Annotated in this window: 22 protein-coding genes and 1 pseudogene; 4 read left to right on the top strand and 19 right to left on the bottom strand. The window is 48.9% G+C overall.

Annotated elements, in window-relative coordinates:
• The first annotated feature begins 146 nt into the window (after nucleotides 1-146).
• A complete protein-coding gene (locus BQ7367_RS08965; protein WP_072524224.1) occupies nucleotides 147-1,895 on the top strand; it encodes an IS1634 family transposase in 1,749 nt (582 codons plus the stop codon).
• A gap of 160 nt (nucleotides 1,896-2,055) precedes the next feature.
• Here BQ7367_RS08965 and BQ7367_RS08960 read toward each other — a convergent pair whose 3' ends face one another.
• The 9 genes from BQ7367_RS08960 to BQ7367_RS08920 form a co-directional block, all read right to left on the bottom strand.
• Nucleotides 2,056-3,864 carry an ABC transporter ATP-binding protein gene (locus BQ7367_RS08960; protein ID WP_072525132.1) on the bottom strand — a complete coding sequence of 603 codons (1,809 nt, stop codon included), beginning with the start codon at nucleotides 3,862-3,864 and terminating at the stop codon, nucleotides 2,056-2,058.
• Complete coding sequence (locus tag BQ7367_RS08955; RefSeq protein ID WP_072525131.1) at nucleotides 3,857-5,593, bottom strand: ABC transporter ATP-binding protein; 1,737 nt, start codon at nucleotides 5,591-5,593, stop codon at nucleotides 3,857-3,859. Before BQ7367_RS08955 ends, BQ7367_RS08960 begins: the two co-directional genes overlap by 8 nt.
• Nucleotides 5,590-6,063: a MarR family winged helix-turn-helix transcriptional regulator gene (locus BQ7367_RS08950; protein ID WP_072525130.1), complete on the bottom strand. Its 474-nt coding sequence runs from the start codon at nucleotides 6,061-6,063 to the stop codon at nucleotides 5,590-5,592. The genes BQ7367_RS08955 and BQ7367_RS08950 overlap by 4 nt, the downstream gene beginning before the upstream one ends.
• Before the next feature lie 144 nt (nucleotides 6,064-6,207).
• On the bottom strand, nucleotides 6,208-6,420 hold the full coding sequence (locus BQ7367_RS08945) for a FeoA family protein (RefSeq protein ID WP_072525129.1): 213 nt from the start codon (nucleotides 6,418-6,420) through the stop codon (nucleotides 6,208-6,210).
• A 207-nt stretch (nucleotides 6,421-6,627) separates the two neighbouring features.
• Entirely contained in the window at nucleotides 6,628-7,158 is a 531-nt protein-coding gene (locus BQ7367_RS08940) for a nitroreductase (RefSeq protein WP_072526153.1), read from the bottom strand.
• A gap of 67 nt (nucleotides 7,159-7,225) precedes the next feature.
• Nucleotides 7,226-8,407: an iron-containing alcohol dehydrogenase gene (locus BQ7367_RS08935; protein WP_072525128.1), complete on the bottom strand. Its 1,182-nt coding sequence runs from the start codon at nucleotides 8,405-8,407 to the stop codon at nucleotides 7,226-7,228.
• A gap of 45 nt (nucleotides 8,408-8,452) precedes the next feature.
• The gene (locus BQ7367_RS08930; protein ID WP_072525127.1) at nucleotides 8,453-8,983 is read right to left on the bottom strand and encodes a cysteine hydrolase family protein; all 531 of its coding nucleotides are present in this window, start codon (nucleotides 8,981-8,983) and stop codon (nucleotides 8,453-8,455) included.
• Entirely contained in the window at nucleotides 8,980-9,828 is an 849-nt protein-coding gene (locus BQ7367_RS08925; protein WP_072525126.1) for a DNA-3-methyladenine glycosylase family protein, read from the bottom strand. The genes BQ7367_RS08930 and BQ7367_RS08925 overlap by 4 nt, the downstream gene beginning before the upstream one ends.
• Before the next feature lie 101 nt (nucleotides 9,829-9,929).
• Nucleotides 9,930-11,264 (bottom strand): cytochrome c biogenesis protein/redoxin, encoded by a 1,335-nt coding sequence (locus BQ7367_RS08920; protein WP_072526152.1) that lies wholly within the window; start codon nucleotides 11,262-11,264, stop codon nucleotides 9,930-9,932.
• A 202-nt stretch (nucleotides 11,265-11,466) separates the two neighbouring features.
• Here BQ7367_RS08920 and fba point away from each other — a divergent pair, with 202 nt between their 5' ends.
• Nucleotides 11,467-12,318 (top strand): class II fructose-1,6-bisphosphate aldolase, encoded by an 852-nt coding sequence (gene fba / locus BQ7367_RS08915; protein WP_072525125.1) that lies wholly within the window; start codon nucleotides 11,467-11,469, stop codon nucleotides 12,316-12,318.
• 150 nt (nucleotides 12,319-12,468) lie between these two features.
• Here the strand turns inward: fba and BQ7367_RS08910 are convergent, their stop codons facing one another.
• From BQ7367_RS08910 to yhfZ, 8 genes are all read right to left on the bottom strand, one after another.
• Nucleotides 12,469-13,674, bottom strand: coding sequence for a phosphopentomutase (locus tag BQ7367_RS08910; protein ID WP_072525124.1), 1,206 nt, complete (start codon nucleotides 13,672-13,674; stop codon nucleotides 12,469-12,471).
• Nucleotides 13,671-14,828: a YhfX family PLP-dependent enzyme gene (locus BQ7367_RS08905; protein ID WP_072525123.1), complete on the bottom strand. Its 1,158-nt coding sequence runs from the start codon at nucleotides 14,826-14,828 to the stop codon at nucleotides 13,671-13,673. The genes BQ7367_RS08910 and BQ7367_RS08905 overlap by 4 nt, the downstream gene beginning before the upstream one ends.
• Nucleotides 14,819-15,922: an aminotransferase class V-fold PLP-dependent enzyme gene (locus BQ7367_RS08900; RefSeq protein ID WP_072525122.1), complete on the bottom strand. Its 1,104-nt coding sequence runs from the start codon at nucleotides 15,920-15,922 to the stop codon at nucleotides 14,819-14,821. Before BQ7367_RS08900 ends, BQ7367_RS08905 begins: the two co-directional genes overlap by 10 nt.
• Nucleotides 15,923-15,936: 14 nt before the next feature.
• Nucleotides 15,937-16,851 carry a phosphotriesterase family protein gene (locus tag BQ7367_RS08895; protein ID WP_072525121.1) on the bottom strand — a complete coding sequence of 305 codons (915 nt, stop codon included), beginning with the start codon at nucleotides 16,849-16,851 and terminating at the stop codon, nucleotides 15,937-15,939.
• 38 nt (nucleotides 16,852-16,889) lie between these two features.
• Nucleotides 16,890-18,206 (bottom strand): YhfT family protein, encoded by a 1,317-nt coding sequence (locus BQ7367_RS08890; protein WP_072525120.1) that lies wholly within the window; start codon nucleotides 18,204-18,206, stop codon nucleotides 16,890-16,892.
• Between the two features lie 28 nt (nucleotides 18,207-18,234).
• Nucleotides 18,235-18,600, bottom strand: coding sequence for a DUF2620 family protein (locus BQ7367_RS08885; RefSeq protein ID WP_072525119.1), 366 nt, complete (start codon nucleotides 18,598-18,600; stop codon nucleotides 18,235-18,237).
• Nucleotides 18,601-18,622: 22 nt separating this feature from the next.
• A complete protein-coding gene (locus BQ7367_RS08880) occupies nucleotides 18,623-18,982 on the bottom strand; it encodes a PRD domain-containing protein (protein ID WP_072525118.1) in 360 nt (119 codons plus the stop codon).
• 112 nt (nucleotides 18,983-19,094) lie between these two features.
• Nucleotides 19,095-20,177, bottom strand: a complete 1,083-nt coding sequence (yhfZ, locus tag BQ7367_RS08875; RefSeq protein ID WP_235837581.1) for a GntR family transcriptional regulator YhfZ — start codon at nucleotides 20,175-20,177, stop codon at nucleotides 19,095-19,097.
• 38 nt (nucleotides 20,178-20,215) lie between these two features.
• On the opposite strand from yhfZ, the pseudogene BQ7367_RS14950 reads away from it, so the two are divergent.
• Nucleotides 20,216-20,308, top strand: a pseudogene (locus BQ7367_RS14950) (hypothetical protein); the annotation flags it as partial.
• Nucleotides 20,309-20,323: 15 nt separating this feature from the next.
• Here the strand turns inward: BQ7367_RS14950 and BQ7367_RS14825 are convergent.
• Nucleotides 20,324-20,641, bottom strand: a complete 318-nt coding sequence (locus BQ7367_RS14825; protein ID WP_235837580.1) for a hypothetical protein — start codon at nucleotides 20,639-20,641, stop codon at nucleotides 20,324-20,326.
• Here BQ7367_RS14825 and BQ7367_RS08870 point away from each other — a divergent pair.
• A complete protein-coding gene (locus tag BQ7367_RS08870) occupies nucleotides 20,606-21,532 on the top strand; it encodes an IS30 family transposase (RefSeq protein WP_235837579.1) in 927 nt (308 codons plus the stop codon). The two genes, BQ7367_RS14825 and BQ7367_RS08870, sit on opposite strands and share 36 nt — an antisense overlap.
• A gap of 450 nt (nucleotides 21,533-21,982) precedes the next feature.
• On the opposite strand, the gene BQ7367_RS08865 is transcribed toward BQ7367_RS08870, so the two are convergent.
• The gene (locus tag BQ7367_RS08865; protein ID WP_072525116.1) at nucleotides 21,983-22,522 is read right to left on the bottom strand and encodes a hypothetical protein; all 540 of its coding nucleotides are present in this window, start codon (nucleotides 22,520-22,522) and stop codon (nucleotides 21,983-21,985) included.
• Nucleotide 22,523 lies beyond the last annotated feature (1 nt).

The following is a 22,523-nucleotide window of genomic DNA, read 5'->3' as shown; positions in this document are numbered from 1 at the left end:
AAGCTCGGGAGTTTTACAGTTGAATAAATCAAAAATACCTTGCAGGCCGCATAAAGCCTGCATTTTTTTGTCAAATTTTATGTTTTTCTCTGTACTTGTTTGTAATAGTGTGTTATAATAAAAAGAAAAGAGAGGCGTTTTTTATCATGTATATCGCTATTACAGGCAGTAAAAATAATAAAGATGTATATATTTATCAATCGTTTCGGAAAGAGGATGGAAAATCATCTTCCCGTATCTATAAAAAACTCGGAAAATTTAACGATCTCATCGCTCAGTTTGACGGAGACAAAGATATGATGCTGGCATGGGCTAAAAACGAAGCACGAAAAGAAACAGAACTCTATAATCAGAAAAACGGGAAAGTTTCTATAGATTTTTCTCAGGGAGCACGTATCGCCCCAAATGAGCAGCGCCTTTTTAACATCGGATATCTCTTTCTCCAGTCCCTTGTTACCCAACTTCGCCTGGATAAGATCTGCCGTTCCATCAAAGGCCGCCATAAATATCTGTATGATCTCCACGCCATTTTAACAGACCTGATCTATGCCCGTATTCTCCATCCCTCCAGCAAGCGGGAAAGCTATGCGTACTGCAAGACCCTGCTGGAACCGCCAAAATACTCCTTACAGGATGTTTACCGTGCCCTTTCCGTCCTTGCTGAGGAATCCGATTTTATACAGAGTGAACTCTACCAGAATTCCAACTTTGTCCTTCCCAGGAACAAAAAAATCCTGTACTACGACTGCACAAACTTTTATTTTGAGATCGAACAGGAGGACGAACTGCGCAGATACGGCAAAAGCAAGGAACATCGTCCCAATCCGATCGTGACCATGGGTTTGTTCATGGATGCGGACGGGATCCCTTTGTCTTTCGATATTTTCCCCGGGAACCAGAATGAACAGACAACTTTGAAGCCATTAGAGCAGAAGATCATCCGGGATTTCAACTGCAGCGAATTTATTTTCTGTTCGGATAGCGGGCTGGGTTCTCTGAATAACCGCCGCTTCAACAGTTTCGCTAACAGAGCCTATGTGATCACACATTCTCTGAAAAAAATGAAAGAGGATGAACGGAGGATCGCGATGGATCCCACGCAGTTCCGCAAGATAGGTTCCAAAAAGTTTATTGACCTTCGCACACTGGATGAAACGGATGAAGAGACCTACAACTCTGTTTATTATAAGGAATACCCTCTTGTGACAGCAGATATGGATGAGACTCTGATCGTTACCTATTCCCCGAAATACGCCGCTTACCAAAGAAGGATCCGGGAAGGCCAGATTGAACGGGCGCAAAAACTTTTCTCCTCCGCGGGGAAGAAACGAAAGAGCAAAAACCCGAATGATCCTATGCGTTTTATAAAAGCCACTACGGTTACGGCGGATGGGGAGATCGCTGAAAAAACAATCTATGCCCTTGACCGGGAACAGATCGAGAAAGAAGCGATGTATGATGGGTTTTATGCCGTAGTGACCAATCTAGAGGGAGAGGTAAGTGAGATCATCCGGATCAACCGGCAGCGTTGGCAGATCGAAGAAAACTTCCGCATCATGAAAGAGGATCTCGGCTCCCGCCCAGCCTTTGTCCGTACAGAAGACCACATCAAAGCCCATTTCATGACCTGCTATCTCAGCCTGACCGTGTATCGGCTGTTGGAAAAGGCTGTTGGAGAGGACTATACGTGTAATCAACTCATCCAAACCCTGCGTTCCATGAAGATGACCCTTTTATCTTCTGCCGGCGGTTATATCCCCTCTTACACCCGTACAGAACTTACAGATACCCTGCACCAGGTTTTTGGTTTCCGTACGGATTATGAGATCATTACCAAAACCTCCATGCGCACTCTCATTAAAAATACAAAAGTTTTGGAAAGAGACAAAATATAGCACATATCGATGCAAGACCGAAAGAGGCTACAACGCCCATATTTACTGGGTTTGTAGCCTCTTTTTACTCTTTCAACTGTCAAAGATGGGATTGTATCATTGGCACAGATTTTCTGCCAGTATTTTCGTGAAATGACCGGCCATTGTGTCACTCATATTTTTATGCGAACTGGCTGTTATAAAGTTCCGCGTAAGCTCCACCTGCCCGAAGCAGCTCCCGGTGATCTCCCTGCTCAATGATCGTTCCATCCTGCATAACGAGGATCAAATCCGCATCTATAATCGTGGACAGACGATGGGCGATCACGAAACTGGTCCTTCCCTCCATCAGAGCTTTCATGGCCCTTCCAATCTCCATCTCTGTCCGGGTGTCTACTGACGACGTAGCCTCATCGAGTATCAGTATCTCGGGATCACAGAGGAACACACGGGCAATCGTAAGAAGCTGACGCTGACCGATAGAGATATTTTCTGCATCATTACTGAGCACAGTATCATAACCCTGCGGCAGTGTACGGATAAAAAAATGTGCCCTGGCGGCCTTTGCCGCCGAAATAATCTCTTCACGGTCTGCGTCGGGTTTCCCATAGGCGATATTCTCCGCGATCGTCCCTTCAAAAAGCCAGGCATCTTGCAGGACCATGCCAAAACATCCCCTCAGATCAGACCGTATCATGTCGGCAGTATTCGTGCCATCCAGCAGGATCCTCCCTCCGTTCACCTCATAAAAACGCATCAGCAGATTTACAAGTGTTGTCTTTCCCGCTCCCGTACTTCCGACAATAGCGATCTTCTGACCCGGATTCACTCCAAAAGAAACATCTTCCATTAATATCTTCTCTGAAGTATATCCGAAGCGGACGTGAGAAAATTTCAACGCGCCTCGCACAGCTTCCGGCTTTACCGAAACAGCAGATTCCGGTGACAGTTCCTCTTCATCCAGCAGCGCATATACCCGCTCCACTGAAGCTAAAGCGGACTGCATGGAGTTCAACATGTAAGAAAGTTCCGTGATCGGTTCCCCTGCCTGATTAACATACTGAAAAAAGGCTTGGAAGATTCCAGGGCTCATTCTGCCGCTCAGCAGCATATTCCCGCCCAGAACAGCGATCGCCACCAGACCGCATCGATTGATGATACGGATCCCCGGATTCACCGCGTTGATCAAAAAATCCGCCTTTTCTGAAGCTCTGGCCAGTTCTTCCGCAGCATTTTGCACTTTTTCTGAGCTCCACGACTCGCGGTTAAAGGCCTTGATGACCATTCTTCCACTGTATGATTCCTCGATCAGGCCATTCATTTTTCCCACCGCCTCCTGTCTTTGCACAGCACAGAAAAGCGTATGCTTTGAAACAATACTTGTCAACAGGAGTGAAACACCGGTAAACGCAAGAAATATTATTGTAAGCACCACGCTGAACCGCAGCATCATAACAATGGACCCCACAACAGTGCCCGCTGCCACAAACAGTCGAAGCATACCTGTCTGCAACGCTTCAGACATCTTGTCGAGATCATTAGTGATATAACTCATGATCTCGCCTGCCTGATGCCGGTCATAGAAGGAAAGGGGCAGACGATGCAGCTTTTCGCTTACTTCCTTTCTCAATTGCAGACTCAGGCGTTCTGCGAAACTGGCCATAAGAAAATTTTGCAGTATATAAAACATTCCGGCCGTGGCATATAAAACAAGCAGGAAAAAGATTTGCTGCCCTCCTGTTGTCCATGTAATGTGAAAAATGGCCTCAATACTTCTAAGTTCTTGGATCTGCTCCCAGATCAGATCTACCACCAACGCGCTGTACAGAGGCGCCAGAAGATTGAAAACCGTATAGGACGCCACCGAGAGAAGAACAATGATCAGACGCAGCCGCTGTTTTCCCATGGAGCGCAGGAACCTGCGCAAAGTCCTTCCTGCGTTTTGAGCTTCCAGGGCTTCTTCCTCCAGATAGCTCTTTTCTTCAGACATCCCCGTCTCCTCCTTTCATCTGAGAGTCTACAATATCTCGATAAACAGGACAGGTTTTCAATAGTTCCTCATGTCTCCCCAGCCCCACGATCTTTCCATCGTCCACGACCAGGATCTGATCCGCATGGAGGATAGTGCTGACACGCTGAGCAATAATAAGTACCGCCGCCTCCCGTGTCTCTTTTTTCAGAGCACGCCGGAGAGACGCATCTGTTTTAAAATCAAGCGCAGAAAAACTGTCATCAAAAATATACAGATCCGCCTTTCTTACGAGAGCGCGGGCTATGGATAATCTCTGCCTCTGTCCTCCGGAAAAATTCCTGCCACCCTGCGCCACATAAGCATTCGTTCCATCCGGTAAATCCTGAACAAAATCTGCCTGGGACACACCAAGAGCATGCTTGAGTTCTTCTTCCGTGGCGTTCTCATTTCCATACCTTAGATTTTCCGCGATCGTACCAGAGAACAGCCATGCTCTCTGAGGCACATAAGAGATATGTCCTCTAAGTCTATGCTGTGAGATGCTCCGAATGTCCTGTCCCATCATAAGGATCTTTCCTGATGTAACATCGTGGAAACGCATGATCAGCTTAGCTATCGTAGACTTTCCGCTTCCTGTTCCCCCTATAACCGCAGTTGTCTCTCCTCTCCTGCAGCAGAAAGAAAGATCAGAGAGTGTATTCACATCCGTATCGGCAAACCCGAAAGATACATGGTCGAAATTGATCACCTCATCGCTGTTTTCTCCAGTTTCTTTCTCCTGAAGCAATTCTCTGTCCGCTATTGACGGCTCCAGCTCCAGCACTGCGCAGACGCGCCGCAGACAGGTCACAGCGCGGGGGATAAGCAGGATAACCATTTGTGCCATCATCACATAGAACAAAATCCACACTGCATATTCTGTTATCGCGGTAATATCACCAATGTTCATCTCCCCGGCTCCAACACGGTTTCCCCCGAAATAAAGTACTGCCACGATACAGAAATTGATCGTTACAGTGGCAAGACAGTCCAGTCCCGCGAATAGACGGTTTGCCTGGATTGATGATTCCGCATACTCTTCAAATGTCTTTTTCATTCTTTCTGTCTCATGAGATTCCTTGTTAAAAGCACGAATCACCCTGACGCCTGTAAGATTTTCACGCAGGACCACATTCATTCGGTCAAGAAATCCCTGTAGTCTTTCAAAAACAGGAGCGGCTTTCCGCATGATCAGAAGAGCGGCTGTCAGCACAAATACGGTAACACTAAAAATCAACACTCCCATATCCCGGTCTATCCTGAATGAAAATATAATTCCCATCACACACATCACAGGAACCGGAAGCACCATTTGAAGGAAATTAATAAGAGACTGCTGGATCACGCTGACATCATTCATTGTTCTTGTAATCATGGAAGCAGTACCGAACACTTCAAAATCTGACGCTGAAAACTCCTGTGATCTGTCGTAGAGAGCTGAACGAAGATCCCGCCCGATATCCGCCGACATTCTGGCACACAGCCAGCTTCCCAACAAAGTCAGACCTCCTGAGCAAAGAGCAATGCACAACATGATGGCACCACTTAGTATAATCTTCCGAGCGCTTCCACCGCCGACTGCCAGATTGATCATATCAGCTGTGATCGTGGGGACAAGAAGGGAGCCGCCCACATCTGCAAAGACGATCAGTATAATCAGGGCAAGCTGCCGCTGATAAGGTTTTAAAAAAGGTAAGATCCTCTTCATATATCCTCTGTTCTGCCTTTCTTTTGAATCATCTCCCTGATCTCTTCCTCAAAATATCTGCACTGCTTTTCCTCCAGCTTTACCATAAGCTCTCGTTCTTCCTCCGTCATCCGCAGTAAGGAACGCTCTTCAGACTCCATTAAGGGAGCGATCATAGCCTGACAGAGGCGCTGTCCTTCATCTGTCAGTCTGACCGCTTTGCTGTTTCGGGCTCCGGCAAGACGCTCAAGCCGGATATATCCTTTTTTCACAAATCCGGAAATTGTAAAATTGATCGTTTGTTTCGGATAACTCCACATCACCGCAAGATCGTTTTGTGTGACCGGCCCATCCGTATCAAACAGTGTATACAAAATATTCAGCGCGGGATCAGACAATCCGTGTGACACAGCATAATTATGATATAGTTCATTGAGTCTTTTCGCCGTCTGTAAAAGTAATGTGTTCTGAATCTTTACGGTATTGTTCATAGATTCTTCCCTCCATAAAATAAAATCCAATATGGGACTTTTATAGGATAAGTCCCATATTGGATTTTGTCAAGCAATTTCATACTCATCTATACTTCACAGCTAAACAGCTTCAATAGCTATACTCCCAATTACAGCTGCTGACTACACTTTAATCCGCTCTGCCACTTCACTGCCAAGGGCGAGTCTCCTGTCCTGCACCCCGATGATCACACTGTCCCTGCACTGCTGTATGACCCGCACAGTGCTTCCTTCCTCCACTTGGCGGCTGCGCAGGAACCCGATCACTTCCGGCAGTCCGAACATCCACTTGATCGTGCAGGTCTCCCCTGCTTTCACATTTGACAACGCCTGCATAGTATCACTCCTTTTTCTTTATTGTAGAAAGCCTGCGCAGAGTTAGTCAATGGAAATCTTTGTTGCATGCAGATGACATCTGTAAGCAGGCACACACCACAAAACCGCAAACCTCCCGGATACTGGAAGGATGCCCGCCGATGCCCGGCTGTATACTGCCTGAATTGATAAATTTTATCAGCTGTTCCACGGAGAGCCCCTATGATTTCATTCCCTCACATATACGATATAGTCCTCTTTCCTGGACTTTGCCTCCGGTACGGCGCCATCGGCCGGATATCCCAGGATACAGTGTCCCACGCCCACATAATCGCCTTCGATCCCCCACTGTTTCAGCAGGGCTTTTCCTTCTTCTGAATCAAACACCTCTCTCGCCCGGTGGATCCAGCAGGACCCCACTCCTACTGCCTGAGCCGCGTTCATCAGATTCCCAAGCACAAGGGATCCGTCCTCCACGCAGGTAGGACGTTCTCTTGAAGCCAGCACCACCAGGACTGTGGGTGCCCCATAAAAGGGATCGCATCCTTCGTTTCCCAGATAATGGGCGTTCAGCTTTGACAAAAGATCTCTGGTCTTCTTGTCCTGTACGACAACGATCTTGGGAGACTGCATTCCCATGCCCGTAGGAGCATAGATGCCTGCCTCAAGGATCTTCTGCAGCTCTTCTTCTCTGATCTGTTCCGGCTTATAGGCGCGGATGCTTCTTCTCTCTTTTAAGTCTTTGAGTGTTGCTTCCATTCTGACTTCCTCCTTTTGTCCTGCTCTGTTTCTGTCTGTTGTCGGTATTTTCTCAGCCCGGAACTTCTCATTCCCGGGCCAGGACATAGATCTGATACATATCTTCCTCTGTCAGTTTCTTCACGCACCCCACGGTCCGTCTTCCGAAATGGCCGCACTTTTCTGCCAGCTTACGCATCTGTTCTTCCGTAAGGAGGATGCCCATGTCCCGGATACATACCGGCATCTCGATCCTGCGGTAAAAGTCTTCCATTGCCTCAATTCCCTTCAGGGCCGTCTCCTGATCATCGCCCCCGGGGATTACCCCCATCACGTTCACGGCGAACCGGGCAAACCGCTCCGGGCGCGCGTCCATCACATACCTGGCCCAGCTGCCCCAGACAGCCGCCAGCCCGGCTCCGTGAGCCACGTCGAACATTCCTCCCAGCTCGTGTTCCAGCTGATGGCACGCCCAGTCGCCTCCATCCGTCCCGCATCCGGTCAGTCCGTTATGAGACAGGCTTCCTGCCCACATAACTTCCGCCCTGGCATTATAATTCTCTGGATCATCCATAAGGATCTCCGCGTTCTTCATGACTGTGCGGAGCAGATGTTCACTGATCCCGTCGGTCAGCTCCATATTATCGCTCATATTAAAGTACCGCTCCATTGTGTGCATCATGATATCCACACATCCGCAGGAAGTCTGATATTTGGGAAGCGTTACCGTCAGCTCCGGGTTCATGACCGCAAATCTGGGACGGCAGAGGTCTGATTTATAACCCCGCTTCAGCCATCCCTCTTCTTTTGTTATGACAGAAGAATTGCTCATCTCAGAACCTGCCGCAGAGATGGTAAGGACGACGCCGATCGGAAGGCAGTCCTGCGCTGTGCGCAGCCCTTCGTAGAAATCCCACACATCTCCTTCATTTGCCATGCCATACCCGATGGCCTTGGCAGAATCGATCACGCTTCCGCCTCCCACGGCAAGGATAAAGTCAACCCCTTCCTTCCGGCACATGTCAATGCCCCGGTAGATCAGAGACAGTCTTGGATTTGGCACAACTCCGCCCAGAGAAATATATGAGATCCCATTCTCGTCCAGCGAACTGTAAATCCGGTCCAGAAGTCCGCTCCTGACTGCGCTGCCGCCTCCATAATGCACCAGCACTTTTCTGCAGCCCTGCTCCTTTACCAACTCCCCTGCCTGCTTTTCTGCGCCCTTTCCGAAAACCACTTTCGTCGGTGTATAGTAAGCAAAATTTTCCATCCGTTGTCTCCTCCGTTCTCCGCTTTCTCTTTATATGACCTCAACCTATATGATCTCAATCTGGCACATCTTCATGGCGTTCAGCGCCTGCTGGTGGCTCTCAGGAGTAACGCCGGCGCAGCATGCCCCGGCCACCCGGATCGGAACCTCCGGAAGAAAAGCCTTTAACAGAAGCGCATTTGAGATCACACAGATATCCGTACATAATCCGGCCAAAGTAATTTCTTCCACAGGCTCTTCTGTATCATTCAGTTTCCGGATATACTCGCCCAGCTCTTTGCTGCCAAACGTTGGTTTGTCAATAATCGTATATCCTGCTTTCCCTGCAGCAGCTTCCGCGATCTCACTGCGAATTTTCCAGCCCGTTGTTCCTTTCACGCAGTGTACCACCGGAAGATGTTTTCCTTCCTCACTTTCCAGATAATTTTCTCCATGGGTATCTCTGGTGGCGATGACCCGCCCGTCAAAATCCCGGATCATTTCCGACACTGCCGGCACGATCCTCTGGGCTTCTGTCGTCCCCAGAGAGCCGTCGATAAAATCATTCTGCATATCCACCACAACTAGTATCTTCATTTCTTTGTTCTCCTTCCCTGTTTCAGATCATAATAAAATATGTACTGCTGCATCACCCCGGCGCACTCTCGGTATCTTTCATAGGGAAAGCCGCCGCTGTACTGTGCATCCAGCGCTTTCCGGATATGCGTGTCCACCGGAAACGCGTCCATCTGATGAAGGGCAAACAGACAGATACAGTCTGCCACTTTGCCTCCGATCCCCGGAAGCCTCATCAGCTCTGCCCGCGCGCTTTCATACTCCATATCCGAAAGTGCTTCGATATCTACAGCCTTCTCTATGATCATCCGGGCAGTTCCGCAGATATACCGGCTCCGGTATCCCAGTTTCATCGCCCGCAGTTCCTCCTCGCAGACTCCGGCCAGCCGGTCTGCCCGGGGGAACGCATAGAATACCATCCCGTCCTCTGTCGTTTTCTTCTCCCCGTATCTCTCACTCAACGCGTGTATCAGGCCCTTGATCCGGGGAATGTTATTCTGCTGGGACAGGATAAATGTCAGGATCATTTCCCAGGTATCCTGTCTGAGAATGCGGATGCCTCTGCCAAACTGCGCCGCTTTTCTTAAATATTCATCATCCGGAGCGATCCGTTCCCGGTACGCTTCATAACTGGTATCCAGATCAAAATAACGCTTCCAGAATGATTCATATTCCTCTTTCCGGCAGAAAAGAGTCGTCCGGTAGATGGGATCCTCCTCGTTTCCTGCTGTCTCTGTCCGAATCTTCAGATAACGCCCGCCTGCAGTCAGCTCATAACTGTTTTCCGACACCGGGTCAAGGCGAAAGCACTGACCGGACCCGCAGATCTGCGGGACAGAAAAATATCTGTCTTCGATCGTAACCATAGTTCCTCCCTTATGGATCCTGCCCAGGCTCTCATCCGTCCATCGGTAAAGATTTCCGCAGGATCCGGCCGTTTTCAGTATACTCTAAGGAAATCGAAAAATCAATTGGCCGCCAGCGTCTGATCAATGATGCTTCTCATAATATCTTCTGTCAGCTGCCCGCTCACATACCCAAAAACATTTCCTTCTCTGTCGATCATAAATGTGGTCGGGAACGCGGAAATTCCATAGTAGCTGAACATTTCCCCTGTCTCATCCATGAGGACGGGATAGGTATAGCCGTTCTCCTCCATAAAGGCAGTGATATCCTCCGCAGACCCCTCTCCGCCCATTCCGGGGCCGGCCACGCCGAGGATCGCCACTTCCGCGTCCTCCCCCTGCGCCGCGTATTCCTCATAGAGCTTCTGGATCTCCGGCATCTCGTTCCTGCAGGGACCGCACCAGGTGGCCCAGAAATTCAGGAAAATAACTTTTCCTTCATACTGTTCCAGCGTATGGGTGTTCCCGTACTGGTCGCTCAGTTCAAATCCGTATGCCCGGACTGTCTCTGCCGTTTCTTCATTTTGCCCTGCGTCTTCATCCTCTTCATTTCCGGTGATATCTCCCTCATTTCCGGCAGCGTCTTCTTCATTTCCGGCAGCGTCTTCTTCATTTCCGGCCGTCTCCTCTGCCGTGCTGCCGCCTGCTGTGGACAGATATCCGGTGATATCATTCATCTTTCCCGTAAACATGAGCAGTCCCATGAGGATCATAAGTACTCCCCCGATCTTGACTGTGTACCGGACGACTCTGCCGTGCTTCTTAAACCATGCCAGCAGACCGGCCGTGAATATCCCTGCTGCCAGAAAGGGCAGGATAAAACCCAGCGTATACACTCCGATCAGCAGAAAACCCATACCGCCGGACTGAGCGCTCCCGGCCATCAGAAGGACACTGGTCAGTGCCGGCCCCACACAGGGTGTCCAGGCAAAACTAAAGGTAAAGCCCATGATCAGAGCTGTGACCGGGGACATGGTCATTTTTTCCAGACGGACCGGAAGCCGGTGCTCTGTCCCGAGCGCTCTGGAACTTCCAATTACTCCCAACTGATACAGGCCGAACAGGATGACGATCACGCCGCCGATGCGGGCAAACAGCATTCGGTTCTCACGGAAAAAACTTCCTGCGGCCGACGCGCCCAGTCCCAGCACAAAAAACGCGCCACTGATCCCTATCGTAAAACAGAGTACGCGGACAAACAGCCGCATCCTTTCCCGAAATCCCGGATTTGCTCTCATGTCTGCATCGTTCTTTGCATTACCCCCTGTATTCAGCCCTCCGGCCAGATACCCCAGATAAAGCGGCACGAGCGGAAGCACGCAGGGTGAAAAGAAACTGAAAAGTCCCTGTAAAAACACGGTAAGGGCAGAGATCCCTGTCTCAACTGTAAATCCCATATAAACAATCTCCTTTTCTTTCTCTGTCTGTGTTCTGACAGCATACCATATTTTCCATATCCGGAACAGTGACTTCATCACATTCAGGTATTCTTTTTGCACTTTTTAATAAAATAAAAAATGGCGGGACAAACATTTATCTGCTGTGCTATACTACAGGGTATAAAGTATAAAATATTTTTAAAGAAATGAGGTAGATTTTATGCCATTAGTCACGACAACAGAAATGTTAAAAAAGGCACAGGCCGGCCATTACGCAGTCGGCGCATTCAATGTAGAGAATCTTGAGATGGTCATGGCAGTCCTGAAAGCCGCGGAAGAAATGAAAGCCCCCGTCATCATGCAGACAACTCCTTCCACGATCAAATATGCAGGAGTCGATTATTTCTTCGCGATGGTGCAGACTGCGGCTAAGAGAGCTTCCGTACCGGTCGCGATGCACCTGGACCATGGCAGCAGCTTTGAACTGGCAATGCAGGCTCTGAGGGCAGGATATACTTCCATTATGATCGACGGCTCCCATGAGTCTTTTGAGGACAACATCACTCTGACCCGCCGCGTCCAGGAGGCATGCGCTCCCTCCGGTATCAGCGTGGAAGCAGAACTTGGCAAGGTAGGCGGCAAGGAAGATGATCTGGACGGCGGAGACGAGAATCCGTATACAGATCCTCAGCAGGCAAAAGAATTCGCGGAGCGCACAGGCGTTACCTCTCTGGCGGTCGCGATCGGAACGGCTCACGGTCTGTACAAAGGAATTCCGAGGCTGGATTTTGACCGGCTGACAGAGATCCGCGAGGTCGTGTCCATCCCGCTTGTTCTCCACGGAGCATCAGGCGTACCGGATGAGGCGGTCCGTGAATCCATCAGACGCGGGATCTGCAAAGTGAACTATGCCACAGAACTCCGCATCGCGTTCAGCGACGGGGTCAAAGAATACCTGGCTGCCAATCCGGACGTATTTGATCCGAAGAAATACGGCACTGTCGGTATGCAGCATGTGACAGATCTGGTAAAACAGAAGATCAGCGTATGCGGTTCTGAGGGACAGGCATAAACAGGATTGCAGACAAAACAGAATGATACAGAAATAAAGAAAAATTTATAAAAAAGGGAAGCCCTTCCTGATCCATAAAACCGGTTCCGGGAGGACTTCCCTTTTTATGTAATTTCCCGATGATATATTTTCTGATAATCTTTCAGTCTGTCAGTCCACAATAAACGGCGTTCCACTCTCCGGGAGCGGTGCCTTCAGATATGCACAGGCTGAAGCCCCCACATCCGAAAGTGTTTTTCTCGTGCCAAATTTCACTCCGTGCATGCCTTTCCGGTATACAAGCAGCGGCACGCATTCCCTTGTATGTTTGCTGTGGCCGATATCCGGATCATTGCCGTGATCAGCCATGACCACAAGTACATCCTGTTCTGTCAGCATGGGGATCAGCTCCCCGATCTTGCGGTCTGCGATCTCCAGGATCTCTCTGTATGTTTCGGAAGACTGTGAGTGCCCGGCCAGATCCGTCTCCTGCACATTCGTGCAGATAAACCCTTCCTTCATTCCGGCCAGCTCCTGTATCGTCAGTTCCAGCACTTCTTCTGTTGGAACGCAGGAAACACTTTTTCCCTGCTCATTGCTCACAATGTCCGCCACTTTCCCGAACAGAGATACCCTGTGTCCTGCTTTTGCCAGGATCGTAGGCGCCTGCACCTCCGGATCCACGCCATATCCGAGATGCCTGCACTGATAACCCTGCTCATAGGATTTCGATTTTGCGGACGCGATCCCGATGAATCTGTCCTGTTTCGTCTCCTCCGCATTCCACAGATCTTCCATCGTATTTCCGGTTCCTCCGAACACGATCACCCTGCCCACTGTGACTACTTCTCTTACATGGCGTCCGATTTCAAGCTCTTTTTCAAAGGGCATATCATCCAGCGGCGCTGTGACATTATAACACATCCCCAGATCCGCCTCCAAATTGTCCGCGACTGTCGCATAATCGTCGACCAGAAGATATCGAAGTCCGCCTCTTTCAATCACCTCGACTTTATGGTTCTTGCTTTTCAGATGATGATAGACCTCCTCGACTTTTTCCTGGAAAGGATGCTGATCCGGCTTTTTCGGAAGGGTACCCATGATCTCCTGATGCCCCATAAAAGTATCCGCGCCGAAATGCATGAGTTCACATTTCCCGTAATTAGCATCCTCCGAGAACCGCATTTTTGCGCTCTCACTGCCAAAAGCATTCATAAGTCCCAGCTTTTCCAGATTTTCCAGCTTCATATCCGGAAAATCCTTCAGGATCGACCGCAGCGTGTTGGCCTTTACATCGGCAGGTCTTACTCTGGCTGTATCCTCCATAGCGCCGATCCCAAAACCATCCAGAACAATTACCACAAATCTTCTGTTCATTTCTGCCTCCCTTGACTGTCATATACGCCGATGATCTCCGGATTTCCGCTCTGTATGCCTTTCACCAGCACCACATCGCTCCGTGTCACAAAGATCTGATAGCGGAAAGCCATCAAAACGGTATCTCCCACACGGCATGTCTTTGATAATCCGAAGTGATAATCAATGCTCTCGCACTCCGGCGGGATCACAGAGAGCATTTCTGATTCTCCAAGGCTTTTCCCCACCAGGGCATTGGCCACATGGGAACGCCTGTAATATCCTCCGCCGTAGCAGTATCCCAGACCTTCAAAGTTATGAGAAATTTCTGTCACATAGACACAGCACGGGATCTCCGGCTGATCTTTGACAGCGTGCAGCGGGGTCGTGCCTGTCAGACTGTGCCCCGGCTCCGCGCAGTTTCCTCCGTATTTCACCATCTGTTCAAATGTGGCGCAGCAGCTGGCGGACGGGGTGTTGATCAGTCCGCATCGGATCCCCGTTTTTTCCAGCCGGTCTGCCGACTCAAGCACGGTTTTCAGATTATGGGTAGGCCGGATCTCTCCCGCTTTTTCATCATAGAGATAGCAGGGGAAGGAAGTCACACCCGCGATCCTGACATTCCCACAGTTTTTCCGGATCCAGTCCGCAGTCTCCTCCAGTTCCTCCATGGCAAACCCTGCAGTCTGCCCGGAGTACATCATATCCCCTTCACCTGTCACGCGGAGCAGGATTTTCTGGGTCTTTCCGAGCTTTTCTGCCGCCTGATGGATCTCCGCCGCCTTTTCTTTTGTATAGACCGTAATATACTCCGGTCCGTACGCGACGATCTCCGGAACCTGTCTGCTGGGAATCTGCACCAGATGGCCCACATTCCCGATGGGGATATTATGGCGCATCATAACCCGTGCTTCCCTGTAGTCTACCGTCACTGCCCCGGCAAATCCGAGTTCCATAAGTCTCTCCGCCAGCCATGGATTCCTTCCCACCTGCTTCAGCATGAAGAACAGCGTGATCCCACATTCTTTTGCCTTTTCGGAGATCTTTTTCGCATTTTCTGTAAATGTATCCACATCGATCACGTAGGAATCCGGATCGATCCTGCCCGACTGATGGAGCTCAAACGCGGTCTCGAGCAGTTTTTCATTTCTCTTTTTCAACTGATTCAGAAACATATACTCACACTTTCCATGGCCCGTTTCAGTACCCGCAGTACCGTATCCGCCCCGCCGCGCATCGGGTTGATCCGGATCATCCTTTTCTCAAACGTGGGATCGATCCTGCGGAATGTGCCGGATATCCTGTAAAACATCGGGACCATTTCATATTTTGATTCAGACCCTATCGGGTTCGGAGCCGCGCCAAGCCTCTCTGCCGCCTCAAGGACCTGCTCTGCGATGTCCTCTTCAAATTCCACCAGCAGGACCTTGGACTGAGCATTTGCCGGAAAAGCATCCCTGATCCCGGGTACTTCCCCCTTCTTCAGGCGGTCTACACACTCTTCGATAACTTCCGCTTCCACCGCCAGCGACACCGGCGCGTACACAAGTCCACGCAGCACATCCAGGGCTTCATGCCCCTGGGTCTGCATGCCTCCGGAGTAACTGCAGTCCACAATTTTCCGGACATACTTCTCTTTTCCAATCACGATCCCGATCCCTTCCGGGCCAAGAAGCTTAAAAGAAGAGAAGCAGGACAGATCCGCACCGCACTGGACTCCTGTTTTTTTCATTTTCATAACCGCATAGTTATCATCTGTCAGTATGGGGATATCTGCGCCTTCCTTTATGGTCCGGATAACGGACTCCATATCATATCTGTCATCCGGTTTCTGGCGGGTGTACTGAACTACCGCGCCCCGGATATCTTTCTCCTTCGCCAGCACGGCCTTCAGGTTGTCCGGGTCATTATAATCCGCTTTCATACACCGAAGTCCCATCATTTCCATGGACGTAGCCGTCGTGCTGTACACAGGCGCGTCATGGATCAGGATCTTCTCTCCCGGCCCGATCATGGAATACAGACCGAGACGGATCGCGCCGCTTCCGGCTCCCCGGACCAGGACACAGGACTCCGCCTCAAAAATATCAGCGATAACCCGCTCTACCTTGGATGTGGCCACAGGCTTGTTCAGCCCCGGGACGACTCCCAGGTCGCCCCGGCTTAAGATCTCGTGACCTTCAAATTCTTTCATGATGCAGTCGATCACCCGGAACTGGACCGCCCTGGCTTCGTCTAAATTCATTCCTTTCAACGGATATGTCTGCAATATGTTTTCCTCCTTTAGTACCCCATATCCACGATTCTGGCCGGATTAGAGACGAGCAGCTTCCTCAGCGTTTCCTCCGTGATTCCTCTTTCTCTGAGCATCGGAACAAACTTTTTCATTACGGTTGTATATCCGTCATATTTTCCCTGTCCTGCCATATACGATTTCCTGGAAATATCCTGAGACAGAAGGATATGGTCTTCATACCCCTTCTCAAGCAGCCACATCAGATTATCCGCCCGCCGTTCATCGGACAGATAGGAAGTCTTTCCTATGGTGTCATACCCGATGTTCACGCCTGTGTCCAGCAGGCTCTTCTGATATTCCCTGTCATCTGACAGATCAATATGTCCCAGAATGATCTTGTCAGGGTTGATCCCCTGTTTCTGAATCAGCGCGGACTGTTCCAGTCCCAGCCGGCCCAGCTGGCAGTGAGTCGTCACGGCGCAGCCTGTTTTATATCCTGCCATGCCCGCCGCAGCCAGCACATTTCTCTCACTGGGGGCAAGCTCCTTCTCGCCTCCTGCCACTTCCCCGATGATCCCGGCCTTTATTCCGGTCTCTCCGATCCCTTCCTGGATGTCCCGGCAGAAAATGTCACAGATGGCCTCCGGACTGCTCTGCCTGATCTCTTCCGGATGGTAGGCCTCCAGATAAAACCCGGTAGCCGGCACGATATGGATGCCGCAGTCTCTGCTGATACGGGCCAGCATTTCCACATTCCGGCCCATATCATTGCATGTAACTTCGATGACAGACTGTACGCCCGGCTCTTTCATAAGCATGACTTCTTTTTCTATCATCCCGATATCGTCAAATACGGAATCATCGTCGCCCCGGACCCTTGACAGGTCCAGCGCGAGATGTTCGTGGCACATTGTAACGCCCAGCTGTCCGGCGTCAATTGCCCCTCCTACTGTGTTTATCATGTTATCGTCACCTTCTTAAATCGTCGTCTTTTTCTGAATTATACAAGCGGTGTCAGTCCGATCAGATAGGTAAGGTTCAGAAGCAGACCCGTTGCGATCGCGGCAATCGGCCCGATTGCCATACGCATGATCTTGCGTCCTGTAGCCTCGTTGACAAGATAGATCACGCCGCCGATGATAAATCCTCCGGTCGCTCCGACTGATGTGGTCTCTCCCATTGCGCAGCAGGCCGAAATAGAACCGATGAGAAGAGCGAACTCTACGCAGGTGTTCATCGCACTTCTGATATTGTCGGAAGCGTCACGCATGGACGGGAATTTGCCCAGGAACTTTCCGATCAGGCCGAGAAGCATTACTTCCACCAGGATGATGACCGCGCCAAGGATGGCTGCGACGATCGGGTTGGGCGCAAGATATCCTGCCACATAGATAAACGTAAATCCTGCCACCGCGTATACACCTGTCGTCACAGCTGTCGTAGCGATCAACGGAATAAAGCTCAGCGCTCTCATGAACTCGTTTGTAGCCACTGTCCGGATCAGAGAATTTGCTTCTCCGGGATCTGACATGGCGTATGCCTTAGCCAGGTCGAACATAGATACGTCAGAGCCGGCAAATACATGTACATTACAGATCACGGCGATCAGCGCGCCGGCTACCATCAGGAACGGAAGATTCTTCCGGATCCTTGCAGTTCTCTCAGAAAATACATTCAGCGACTCTCCCTCGCTTTTTTCCGGTTTATTCTTCATATCACGGCTGATACAGAGCACAACGAGAAGGATCACACCCACCATCATTGTCCATGCGTCATCGCTGATAGAAGAAAATCTGGGTCCCGCGAAACGGAAGATGAGCACGACTACAGCTGAGATGATGCCCGTTTTCATTCCAAACTGCATAATGATCGTTACAATTGGGAAAATTGCAAAGCCGGTCACTACATAGGTACCTACATTGCCAAGCGCGGAGATCAGATCTACAGGCATTCCTGTCAGCACCGTATTGACGCCTCCGATGGCGGTGATACAAAGTACGCCGTAAGCCGCTCCGAGGATCGGTGCAAGCCATTTCTTCGGGGAAGCGATCCCGATGATATCCGTCGCCAGGAACAGCAGCCACGGATTCAAAAGATTCGTAGCCAGCGCGTTTCCGATACCGACTGACGCGATAAATCCCACACTGAGTCCAAACGCGATGGTAGCCATCTCAGACCTGTGCATGCGCCCCTCAATATATTCCGGGATAACCGGGCGGATTCCGTCATGGAATACCGCCATTCCCATGTGCGACATAAATGCGGTCATGGCACATGTTACCATAACTAAGATAATGTTTATTACACTAAGTTCCATTCCTGTTTCCTCTCTTTCTTCTTTAGAATTACTTTTCTGCTTCCTTCTTCATCAGCACATCCATAAGTACGGGAACTGTTCCGTCAATATTGGAAACTGTCATCCCGAAACAGATCTTTCCGGCATCCACAAACTTCTGGATCTCATCTCTGTTCGGACTTCCCCCATTCTTGCATACAGTACAGCAGTTACTGTATCCCATCAGCCCGATCAAGATTGAGATGGCCGATCCCCCGCCGCTCTCACAGGCTCCGAAATAGTAGTCTGCCCGGCCGTCTTTTAACATAGGCACCGCGCCCATGTCTGTGGTAACAATGATTTCCGCGTCTGGACAAGCTTTCAGGATCGCGTCTCTCATTTCATTTTTCTGCATTCCGCCTACTGCGATTTTCATTTTCTCTCCTCCTGTTTTTTGATCATGCCAATACATTACATAAATGAACCATGATGAATCCTGTTTCCGCATCCGGAAGCGGCTCTGGAAGTATCTCTGTCATTCTGTCGAAAAACTCAGCAGCTTTCTCATAGACAGGCTCTTCTTTTAATTCCTCCAGCACAGCCGCGTCGATAGGAGTCTCCGTCTGCCCGTTCTGTGCCCTCTTAAGCGCCATCGCCAGATGAGTGATGAAAATTCCCGACCTCTCTTCATCCACGTCTTCCTTCTCAGACAGCAGCATATCTACTGTCTCACGGCAGGTATCCGCATCCTCTCCGGATATCAGCCCGGCGCCACACAGAACATCGATCCGCGCATATAGATCTTCAGCCCTGCTCAAAACACCCTCCTTTCTCAATATACAATATTTTGTATATTGGTCTATATATATTTGCCTGTGGTAAACCTCAAACAGCAGATATTCAAAATTTTCCACAGACAACTATATCTTTTTAATAGTCCGCGGGTCGTTTTCCTTCCCGCACTTCCTCAAGTACTTTAAGTACGTGTTCCTTCTTTATATTTTTTTCCAGGAGCGCCTTAATATATTCCGCTCCGACCTTTACAACGATCACCGCGGCCGAAAAATCCGTGTCATATTCTTCATCTGACAAAAATACGACTTTCAGACCGCCCTGCCCATGATCCACCACACTGTCATAATTCCAGACACCGGCATCGATCGTTCCTGCCTTAAGACTTGATACAATATTCTGCGTCTTTGTCTCCACAAGTCTGACATTCCTGCCCTGAATGATCCTTTCCGTGATCTTGCTCTGGTCCAGGGACGCACTGTCATACCCTACACGCATACCGTCCTCAAGCCCCGTCGCATGATTATCACGCAGCATCAGAACATGGCGGGAAAGGAAACTGCCCACTCCAAAATCAAGAACGATCTGGACTCCACATCCCTGACGGATTGCCAGTTCTGCCGCATATCGCGAACATACTGCAAACTGATAGGTCCCTGCCTCTACCAGGCGGAGTCTCCCCACCGCGCCTCTGGCATATGCCATATTAAAATTCAGCTTCCCGAGGGCCTCATAAATCGCCGTAGCAAATCCTTCATACGTGACAGAATATGGCAGCGGCATAATGCCAAGGATCTCTTCCCTGACGCAGCAGTTCTGCAGTCTGGTGTAATCCATGGCTTCGATAAAGGTACCCATATGTCCGTGGGATCGCAGTGAAACCGCGCGATTGTCTTTTATGTATGCAAGCGCGTTTTGGATCGTTCCTCTGGATACTCCGAATTTCTCCTGATATTCCGAGACAGACGGAATCCTGTCTCCTATATTTCTCGTCAGAAAATCCATCGCCAGTTGTCCGATCGTAACCCCGATCTTCTGGTACAGCCCTTTATCCATACCGATAACACCTTCGTACAAAATATTGTATATTGTTACTATAGTACACCTTCTGATAATTGTCAACATTTTTTCGTCATTTTTTATATCACCCTTGAATGAAAAACTAAATTCCGCTTTCATGCTGAATTTAGTCTTACTCTCTTCTTCTATATCCTTTATCATTCTTAGTACCTTCTATCCGCAGTAGAAAAGAGGTACTTATGTGTAAATCAATCCCCGGAACCCAAAAACATTTGACAATGGATCAACGTATCACGATTGAAAAGGGCTTGGATCAGGGTAGGTCCCTTCGTAGTATTGCTCTGCAGTTAGGGAAAGACCCAACTACAATCTCCAAAGAGATCAAAAAGCACCGCTCTTTTCAGGAACATAACCATTTCAATGAATCTAAAAACAAATGTGCCCTGGTTAAAGACTGCAAGAAAAAGAACATCTGTGGTATTTATGCCCCAGTCTGCAAAAGGATGTGTAAACTCTGTAATCACTGCAATTCCCATTGCGATGACTTCACTCCTCGCACTTATCATTGCCCAATCCTGGATAAAGCTCCTTTTGTCTGCAATGCCTGCAGCAAGAAAAGTGGATGCCGGTTGGACAAAGCCTATTATAGGGCCACGACCGCTCATAGGGAATACCGCACAGTTCTTCTTGAATCCAGGACCGGTATCAATATTTCTCCGGAAGATTTAATAAGGCAGGACGAGCTGGTTTCCCCTCTCATCCTGCAGGGTCAGTCTCCTTACATGATCCTTCAGAATCATCCGGAAATCCCTTACTCAGAAAAGACTCTTTACAATTACATTGAATCCGGTGCCCTGAGTGTTAAAAATATCGACCTGCCTAAAAAAGTAAAATATAAGATCCGCTCTTCCGGTCCTTCTGAGCCAGCCGATAAGGCAATCTATGAAGGACGTACTTATAAAGATCTCCAGGCATTTTTAAAAGAATTCCCGGATACAAGGATTACGGAAATGGACACCGTACTCGGCTGTGAAGGTTCCCGCAGGGCACTGCTCACTTTCCATTTTTCCGGCTGCTCTTTTATGATGGCTTATCTCCTTGACAGCAAGGAGTCACGTCATGTAAAAAACGTATTCGACTCTATTGAACATGCGATTGGGACCTTTTCCTTTGCTTCTGCATTTTCGCTGATTTTAACGGACAGAGGCGGTGAATTTCAGATCCCGGATGCATTGGAATGCGGGGAAGACAACCTGATCCGGACAAGTATTTATTACTGTGACCCTATGTGTTCCTGGCAAAACCCCCATTGTGAGAAGAACCATGAGTATATCCGGAAAATATGCCCGAAAGGAACATCCTTTGACGATTACTCACAAAAAGATATCAACCTGATGATGAGCCATATCAACAGCTCACCACGGCAAAGCCTTGGAGGGTTATCGCCTATGGCTCTGGCTAAGCTTATGCTGCCCCAGGAGCTATTAAACTTTTTCGCTCTCACTGAAATACCGGCAGATGAGATCGTATTAACGCCTGCATTACTCAAAAAATAAAACCAGATAATAATAACGAATCTGCGGATAAAGGCTCCATACCGATCGTGCCAGACAAGTGGAATTTAGTCTTACAGGGCAGATTCCAGTTGTCTTATTGGCATACAATTTTATTGCAGAAAAGTAATTATTATCTGGTTAAATTCCACTTTAAAGGGTTTGACGCATTTCGTCAAACCCTTTAATAACGAATTTAGTCTTCAGTATGGAATTTAACTTTACATGCAGAATTTACTTTTTCACTCAACCTTTTTTATATCACCTCCTCTTTTTTCTTAGATCAACTGTGAAATATATACATGTATATATTTCATTTTATTTATATTACTATCATTTCCAACAAATTTCATTGTTACAAAAAACAATTCAGAAAATGGCGAAAATTGGGGACAGGCACCTTTTAAAAGGTGCCTGTCCCCAATTTTCGCCATTTTCTGAATATTTACACTTTTATTTCATTTTGGTAAGCGCAATGATGTGCAAGACACCGAAATACACTCCTACCACTGCCAGACATCCGCTGAACACCCACAATCCCACAGCGTATTCTTCCATATACGCGTTCAGGATAATAAGAACCGCAAATGCCAGATACAATACTGCCAGGACTATAACTCTTCCTTTTTCCTTGTTCTCCACGATATACTGCAATGCTGAGACACGCCGTTCAAAATCTACATCTGTAACCGGCTCCAGCTTTTTCAGGAAAGACCAGCGGAAGGCAAATTCTGACAGAACCATCATAACTGCCCAGGCGATCACAGCCTGTAACACGGTCAGAAATGTTGCCCCGAACAGGATTGCCGCAAACAGGATCACAACAAATCTGTTTTTGAAAAACACCGCTGAATTTTCGTTTTTCTTATCCACCAGATATCCTTTTTTGGTTATCATATCGTAGAATATCGTACGGCCTCTCTTATCTGTATAAATATTCCTTCCCGACAGGCGGATCTTCTCCACCGGGGCCGGTCTCTTTTTCTTGCTCATC

This window comes from Clostridium sp. Marseille-P3244 (genome assembly GCF_900120155.1).
Taxonomy (GTDB): Bacteria; Bacillota; Clostridia; order Lachnospirales; family Lachnospiraceae; genus Mediterraneibacter.
Note: the sequence above shows the minus strand (reverse complement) of the source record. Positions and strands in the feature narration are given on the sequence as shown.

Coding starts and splice junctions, on each gene's coding strand:
- BQ7367_RS08965 (WP_072524224.1), top strand. CDS start 147: ATGTATATCGCTATTACAGGCAGTAAAAATAATAAAGATGTATATATT.
- fba (WP_072525125.1), top strand. CDS start 11,467: ATGCCATTAGTCACGACAACAGAAATGTTAAAAAAGGCACAGGCCGGC.
- BQ7367_RS08885 (WP_072525119.1), bottom strand. CDS start 18,600: ATGAAAATCGCAGTAGGCGGAATGCAGAAAAATGAAATGAGAGACGCG.
- BQ7367_RS08865 (WP_072525116.1), bottom strand. CDS start 22,522: ATGAGCAAGAAAAAGAGACCGGCCCCGGTGGAGAAGATCCGCCTGTCG.
- yhfZ (WP_235837581.1), bottom strand. CDS start 20,177: ATGATAAAGGATATAGAAGAAGAGAGTAAGACTAAATTCAGCATGAAA.
- BQ7367_RS08940 (WP_072526153.1), bottom strand. CDS start 7,158: ATGGAAGCAACACTCAAAGACTTAAAAGAGAGAAGAAGCATCCGCGCC.
- BQ7367_RS08950 (WP_072525130.1), bottom strand. CDS start 6,063: ATGAACAATACCGTAAAGATTCAGAACACATTACTTTTACAGACGGCG.
- BQ7367_RS08910 (WP_072525124.1), bottom strand. CDS start 13,674: ATGAACAGAAGATTTGTGGTAATTGTTCTGGATGGTTTTGGGATCGGC.
- BQ7367_RS08920 (WP_072526152.1), bottom strand. CDS start 11,264: ATGGGATTTACAGTTGAGACAGGGATCTCTGCCCTTACCGTGTTTTTA.
- BQ7367_RS08925 (WP_072525126.1), bottom strand. CDS start 9,828: ATGGTTACGATCGAAGACAGATATTTTTCTGTCCCGCAGATCTGCGGG.
- BQ7367_RS08960 (WP_072525132.1), bottom strand. CDS start 3,864: ATGTCTGAAGAAAAGAGCTATCTGGAGGAAGAAGCCCTGGAAGCTCAA.
- BQ7367_RS14825 (WP_235837580.1), bottom strand. CDS start 20,641: ATGAGCGGTCGTGGCCCTATAATAGGCTTTGTCCAACCGGCATCCACT.
- BQ7367_RS08930 (WP_072525127.1), bottom strand. CDS start 8,983: ATGAAGATACTAGTTGTGGTGGATATGCAGAATGATTTTATCGACGGC.
- BQ7367_RS08905 (WP_072525123.1), bottom strand. CDS start 14,828: ATGTTTCTGAATCAGTTGAAAAAGAGAAATGAAAAACTGCTCGAGACC.
- BQ7367_RS08935 (WP_072525128.1), bottom strand. CDS start 8,407: ATGGAAAATTTTGCTTACTATACACCGACGAAAGTGGTTTTCGGAAAG.
- BQ7367_RS08955 (WP_072525131.1), bottom strand. CDS start 5,593: ATGAAGAGGATCTTACCTTTTTTAAAACCTTATCAGCGGCAGCTTGCC.
- BQ7367_RS08895 (WP_072525121.1), bottom strand. CDS start 16,851: ATGATAAACACAGTAGGAGGGGCAATTGACGCCGGACAGCTGGGCGTT.
- BQ7367_RS08890 (WP_072525120.1), bottom strand. CDS start 18,206: ATGGAACTTAGTGTAATAAACATTATCTTAGTTATGGTAACATGTGCC.
- BQ7367_RS08945 (WP_072525129.1), bottom strand. CDS start 6,420: ATGCAGGCGTTGTCAAATGTGAAAGCAGGGGAGACCTGCACGATCAAG.